Raw genomic sequence first — 5,085 nt, forward strand, 5'->3', positions numbered from 1 at the left:
GCAATGAACGGGGGAATGAGGGGTTGCAGTTGTTGCCACAACTCTTTGCTGATGGGGGCTCGGGACATGAGACTGTGAAGCATAAATGCTTTTGGAGCCCTCAAATTGAAGTTGTGTTAGCCGCTCTTAGAGCGTGTTTGCGATCTCGGCGCGAGGCTTGCGGGATGCGGATCGGGATGGGCTGCAAGGCGCAAACCGCAGCAATAGCTCGTGCTATTGCGAGGATTTGCAACGCAGCAGACCTCCCGAGGCCGCGCCTGCAAGACCGTGTGGAGATCGTCAACACGCTCTTAGGTCTTGACCGCGATGGCCTCGAATTCCTTGTCGTGCATGACTTCAGCCACGGACCGGCCGGCGCGCACGGCGGCCACCATGCCGTCCTGGCGCTTGGCGATGCGCTCGCCGAAATCCAGCACCTCTTCGATGCGCGCGGTGGGCACAAAGACCGTGCCGCAGCGGTCGGCGATCACGTAGTCGTCCTCGTTCACGGTGACGCCCGCCATCTGCACGGGTTGGCCCGAGTCGATCTGGATCACCCGGTTACGGGCGCTGATCATGGTCACACCGCGGCCATAGACCGGGTAGCTCACCGACTCGCTGCCCTCGATATCGCGGCTCAGGCCGTCGATGACGGTGCCACGCACCTGCTTGGACACGGCAGCATTGGCCAGGATGTCGCCCCAGCACGAGATACCGTCGGCACCCCCAGCGACCACCAGCACACGGTCGTCGGTGGTCACGGCGTCGATGACGGGAGAGATCAGATGGGCTGCCGGTTTGGCGTCGCCTTTGCGGCCAAGCTGGATGGTGCTGGCGCGGCCGACGATCTTGGGGCAATCCCACAACGGACGCAGACCGTAGGTAGCGCCCGGCAGGTTAAGGAAGTCGAGCGCATCGGAGACGGTGTTCGTGTCAAGGGACGCGAGGCGGTCAAGGAGTGAGCGTTGGGTCATTGCACTAAGTTCAGTGAAGATACCTAGGCATGATCGAAGCGACGATCTAATATGTAAATTCCGAACTTGGTATCTGTGTAATCCGAAAATCAGATCAGACAACGAGGACGTTACCCCAGAACAAAAAGAGAGTGGCTCGCTCAAACTCATCACACACGCACTCTGCCTAGAGAACCAGTATGAACAATACGATTGACTTCCGCCTGATACGGCAGCTGTGGATGTTCCTTGCCGTAGCCGAAGAGCTGCACTTTGGCCGCGCAGCGCAGAGGCTCAGCATGTCTCAACCTCCCTTGACGGAGCAGATCAAGGTGCTGGAACAGTCCCTCAAGATGCAGTTGTTCGAGCGTTCCAGGCGTGGCACCCAATTGAGTCCTGCAGGTGCAGCCATCCTGCCCGCCGTGCGCCAGTTTGCCGGCCAGGTCGAGCAACTAGAGCGCGTAGTGCGCGAGGTCGCCTCCGGTCAATCCGGCGTACTGCACGTAGGAGCCATTACATCGGCCATGCTGGAAACAGTTCCCCCATTGCTCGACGCATTGAAGCGGGCGCATCCGCATCTGACGGTGTTCGTCAAGGAAATCGATAGCGTGGAAGCCATCCCGGCACTGGAGGCCGGTGAGTTGGACCTGGCGTTTGCCCGGCTCGATGGCGAAGTTGGCAGTGATATCGCGACGATTACGATGCAAGAGGACCGCCTGGCTGTGGCGCTTACGAAGAACCATCCTCTAGCGGCTCAACCACGGATTCGCCTGAAGTCCCTCGGCGCAGAGCAACTAGTGATGTCCTCTCGGCAGGTCAGCCCGGTGTATTTCGACATGTTGACCAGTATCTGCCGCACCCATGGATTTGCCCCGCGTGTACTGCATGAGGTGCGCTCGGTAACGTCGCAAATCGCCTACGTCAGTTGTGGGCAAGGTGTGGCTCTGGTGCCATCCTCCATGCGCCGGCTGGTGCCAGAGAATGTGGTGGTCAGGCCGCTGAGGGAAAGAGTCGTGGTCGTGACGGCCGCAGCAGCATGGAACAAGAGCCGTCACCATCCCATGGTAGACGAAGCCGTCGCATGGTTACGATCTCAAGCCAAGCCCCAAATGCGGTCTGCACCTGCGCAACGCTCCTGAAGAGCACAACGTAGCCACATTGGGAGCATCAGGAACGGCCATCAGCGGGCGTCACAATCAGATGGACCAAGAGCGGTCGAAGCCGATCATCCTGATAGTGGCCATCGTATCCGCATGGCGCAGAAAAAGCCGCATGGTAAAAGCGTTCCACTTCTGCGACGTACTGAGTGTTTGTCCTTTCACCTTTCTTTTGAAATTCGGGCGCGTCTCTGTACGCGGCCAACAACTCGGACATTCGCACTTCCGATAGCTCTGCAACTTGAGGCACGCCGCTTCTCACTGCGTCTTGCAGAAGCTCACGCGTTTTCTCAAGCTCGAATTCCCTCGCACGGGATTCACTCTCGATACGCACAAGATCGGTACGAAGCTGGACTATTTCTGCTGCGTCACTGACTTGTGCTGTCGTGAGCTTGAATGCCTCCATGCCGGGGTCAGCGCTCCCAACAATTTCATGGAATCTGCGTGCATGAGCGAATTCGGTTGAAAGGACGTTCTCAGCGAGCGCATCCAAAGCGGCGATTTGCACATTCAGCTCACGTTCCCGATCGGCCTCCTGCGCATCCCCCTGCGAGTCGTACTCAGGGGGGTACTTCAGAGCCTGCCTCGCAAGTTGCCCTCGCATGTGCTCCAGAAGGCGTTTACGCGCTTCTTCCTGCTGTTCCGGTGTGGGGTCGGTCTTCCTGCTACTCATCAAGGCTCTCAATTCATCGAAGGCCGTAATTTTCCTCGCATGAATCGCCCTTGCTGACGAAATTGCGTACCGGCGTGCCTCCGTCCCCAGTGACACCCGCATCTCTGCGCGCCCCACAAGTCGGATCAAGTCCTTGGGGATGTGGATGCGAGTATGAAACTGATTGCCATGCCGGTTCCGGCACAGCCCCAATCCTGCGGTTTGCATGTGTGTCGCTCACCTGATGGTGTCACCCCGTCGTAACACCTTGGGCCTAAAGTTCAGCCTGTGAGCATGCAAAAAAGAAAAAAGCCAAGTGAAATCAATCACTTGGCTTTAGGTTTGGTGGAGCTGGCGGGAATTGAACCCGCGTCCGCAAGCCTTCACCGGGCAGATCTACATGTTTAGTGTTCTGATTTGAATCTCGCCTCCAGTGTCGCGCAGACACACGCTACAGAGGAAGCCAGCTCCCTTGGATCTCGCCACATACCAAGGAGCCCGGTACGCAGCCAGCTGATGTGAATTCCTTTGCAGCCGGGAGGTATTGCTACCCCCTTGCCCAGCCCATCAGCGTGCTGTTGCAAAGCTCACCGGTGTTTAAGCGGCGAGTGCGAAACGTTCGTCGTTTGCAGTTAGTTTTTTTGAATGGAGATTTACGAGCGTCACTCAAGCTCGACATGCACCACGCCGATTCCGAACCCACGTCGAAACCAGGGCAGCCCCTTGGGTTGGTATTTTAGTCTGTATTCAGCAATTTCAAGAGCTCGAGAGGAGATTCGATCAAGAAATCCGCTCCCCAGTCGCGGGGATTGGCTCCGTCGCCGAGATAGCCGTAGGCTGCGGCGACCGTCAGCATGCCCGCCGCCTTGCCTCCAATGATGTCACGCTCGTCATCGCCGACATAAATGCACTGCACTGGATCGATTCCCATGCGCTTGGCCGCCTCGAGCAGGGGCGCGGGATGCGGCTTGGAATGGGGAGTCGTGTCGCCGCTCACCACCGCGCCGGCCGTGGCGAAAAGCGGCATGCGCTCGACGATCAGCGAGGTGAAGCGGGTCGCCTTGTTGGTCACCACACCCCAAGGCAGGGAGTGCGCGACCAGTGCTTCCACCAATTGCGGCACGCCATCGAACTGGAATGTGCTTTCGTGGATACGGGCTTCGTAGTTGTTGAAAAACTCTTCTCGCAACGCAGGGAATTCGGGGTGTTCCGGCGTCATGTCGAAGCCCACCTTGAGCATGCCGCGCGCACCAGCCCCCGCCATATGGCGATAGGCTTCGATCGGCAGCGAGGGCAAGCCGCGCGCCACGCGCAGCATGTCTGCAGCCGCACCAAGGTCCGGCGCACTGTCGATCAGGGTTCCGTCCAGATCAAACAGGACGGCTCGAACGTTCTTTGTCGTTGGGTTCATCTCGGGTGGCCCATCAGTTCTCAAACGGACGGCGAGTCGCGAACATGTAGTTCACGCTGGTGTCATCGTTGAGCCAATACCGGTTGCTCAGCGGATTGAACTGCAGGCCCCGGGTCTGCTGCACATCCAGTCCGGCCACGCGGCAGGCCATGGCCAGCTCGCTCGGGCGGATCATCTTGGCGTATTCATGCGTCCCCTTGGGAATCATCTTGAGCACGTATTCCGCTCCGACGATCGCAAGCATGAATGCCTTGGCGTTGCGGTTGATCGTTGAAAAGAAGACCCAGCCGCCCGGTTTGACGAGCTTGGCGCAGGCCACGACGACCGACCCCGGGTCGGGCACATGTTCAAGCATTTCCATGCAGGTCACGGTATCGAACGCGCCGGGCTGTTCTTCGGCGAGCGTCTCCACCGCCACTTCACGGTACTGGATATCGGGCGTTCCGGTTTCGAGCGCATGCAATTGGGCCACGCGAAGGGCCTTGGTGGCCAGATCCACGCCGAGCACCTGGGCGCCGCGCCTTGCCATCGAATCCGCCAGAATGCCGCCACCACAGCCGACATCCAGCACCCGCTGGCCGCGCAGGGGCGAAATCTGGTCGATCCAGTCCAGACGCAGGGGATTGATCTGGTGCAGCGGGCGAAACTCGCTTTCTGGATCCCACCAGCGATGGGCCAGTTCGGAAAATTTGGCCAGTTCGGCCGGGTCGGCGTTCACGGATTCAGTCATGCGGTGATTTTCCCCGATTCGGAAGGCCTTCTGCACATCAACCTGCCCTGCACAAGGCGAACGGCCATAAAAAAAGGGGTATTCGTAAAACCATGTGGGTAACTGCTGCCTAAACAAGGGTTGATTTCCCGATGTAAATCGTAAAAACGTGTTGTTAAAATTATGTGGATGGCTTATGATTTGCTTATACAAAATCGCAAAAG

At 58.4% G+C, this 5,085-nt stretch carries 5 protein-coding genes and 1 other RNA gene; 1 reads left to right on the top strand and 5 read right to left on the bottom strand.

Features of this window, described 5'->3' with window-relative positions:
* Positions 1-290: 290 nt before the first annotated feature.
* Positions 291-953: an RraA family protein gene (locus ISG32_RS27370; protein ID WP_194774135.1), complete on the bottom strand. Its 663-nt coding sequence runs from the start codon at positions 951-953 to the stop codon at positions 291-293.
* 179 nt (positions 954-1,132) lie between these two features.
* Between ISG32_RS27370 and ISG32_RS27375 the strand changes: the two genes are divergently transcribed.
* Positions 1,133-2,071, top strand: coding sequence for a LysR substrate-binding domain-containing protein (locus ISG32_RS27375; RefSeq protein WP_194774136.1), 939 nt, complete (start codon positions 1,133-1,135; stop codon positions 2,069-2,071).
* A 28-nt stretch (positions 2,072-2,099) separates the two neighbouring features.
* On the opposite strand, the gene ISG32_RS27380 is transcribed toward ISG32_RS27375, so the two are convergent.
* The 4 genes from ISG32_RS27380 to ubiG form a co-directional block, all read right to left on the bottom strand.
* Positions 2,100-2,969, bottom strand: coding sequence for a DUF6538 domain-containing protein (locus tag ISG32_RS27380; RefSeq protein ID WP_194774137.1), 870 nt, complete (start codon positions 2,967-2,969; stop codon positions 2,100-2,102).
* 115 nt (positions 2,970-3,084) lie between these two features.
* Positions 3,085-3,464: a transfer-messenger RNA gene (ssrA, locus tag ISG32_RS27385) on the bottom strand.
* 13 nt (positions 3,465-3,477) lie between these two features.
* On the bottom strand, positions 3,478-4,152 hold the full coding sequence (locus tag ISG32_RS27390) for an HAD family hydrolase (protein ID WP_194774138.1): 675 nt from the start codon (positions 4,150-4,152) through the stop codon (positions 3,478-3,480).
* A 13-nt stretch (positions 4,153-4,165) separates the two neighbouring features.
* Positions 4,166-4,882 carry a bifunctional 2-polyprenyl-6-hydroxyphenol methylase/3-demethylubiquinol 3-O-methyltransferase UbiG gene (gene ubiG, locus ISG32_RS27395; RefSeq protein ID WP_194774139.1) on the bottom strand — a complete coding sequence of 239 codons (717 nt, stop codon included), beginning with the start codon at positions 4,880-4,882 and terminating at the stop codon, positions 4,166-4,168.
* Between the last annotated feature and the right edge of the window lie 203 nt (positions 4,883-5,085).

The organism is Diaphorobacter caeni, assembly GCF_015354245.1.
Classification (GTDB): Bacteria; Pseudomonadota; Gammaproteobacteria; order Burkholderiales; family Burkholderiaceae_C; genus Diaphorobacter_A; species Diaphorobacter_A caeni.

What these genes read in the sequence shown, in the direction of transcription:
- ISG32_RS27370 (WP_194774135.1), bottom strand. Translation starts at nt 953, where the DNA reads ATGACCCAACGCTCACTCCTTGACCGCCTCGCGTCCCTTGACACGAAC.
- ISG32_RS27375 (WP_194774136.1), top strand. Translation starts at nt 1,133, where the DNA reads ATGAACAATACGATTGACTTCCGCCTGATACGGCAGCTGTGGATGTTC.
- ISG32_RS27380 (WP_194774137.1), bottom strand. Translation starts at nt 2,969, where the DNA reads ATGCAAACCGCAGGATTGGGGCTGTGCCGGAACCGGCATGGCAATCAG.
- ISG32_RS27390 (WP_194774138.1), bottom strand. Translation starts at nt 4,152, where the DNA reads ATGAACCCAACGACAAAGAACGTTCGAGCCGTCCTGTTTGATCTGGAC.
- ubiG (WP_194774139.1), bottom strand. Translation starts at nt 4,882, where the DNA reads ATGACTGAATCCGTGAACGCCGACCCGGCCGAACTGGCCAAATTTTCC.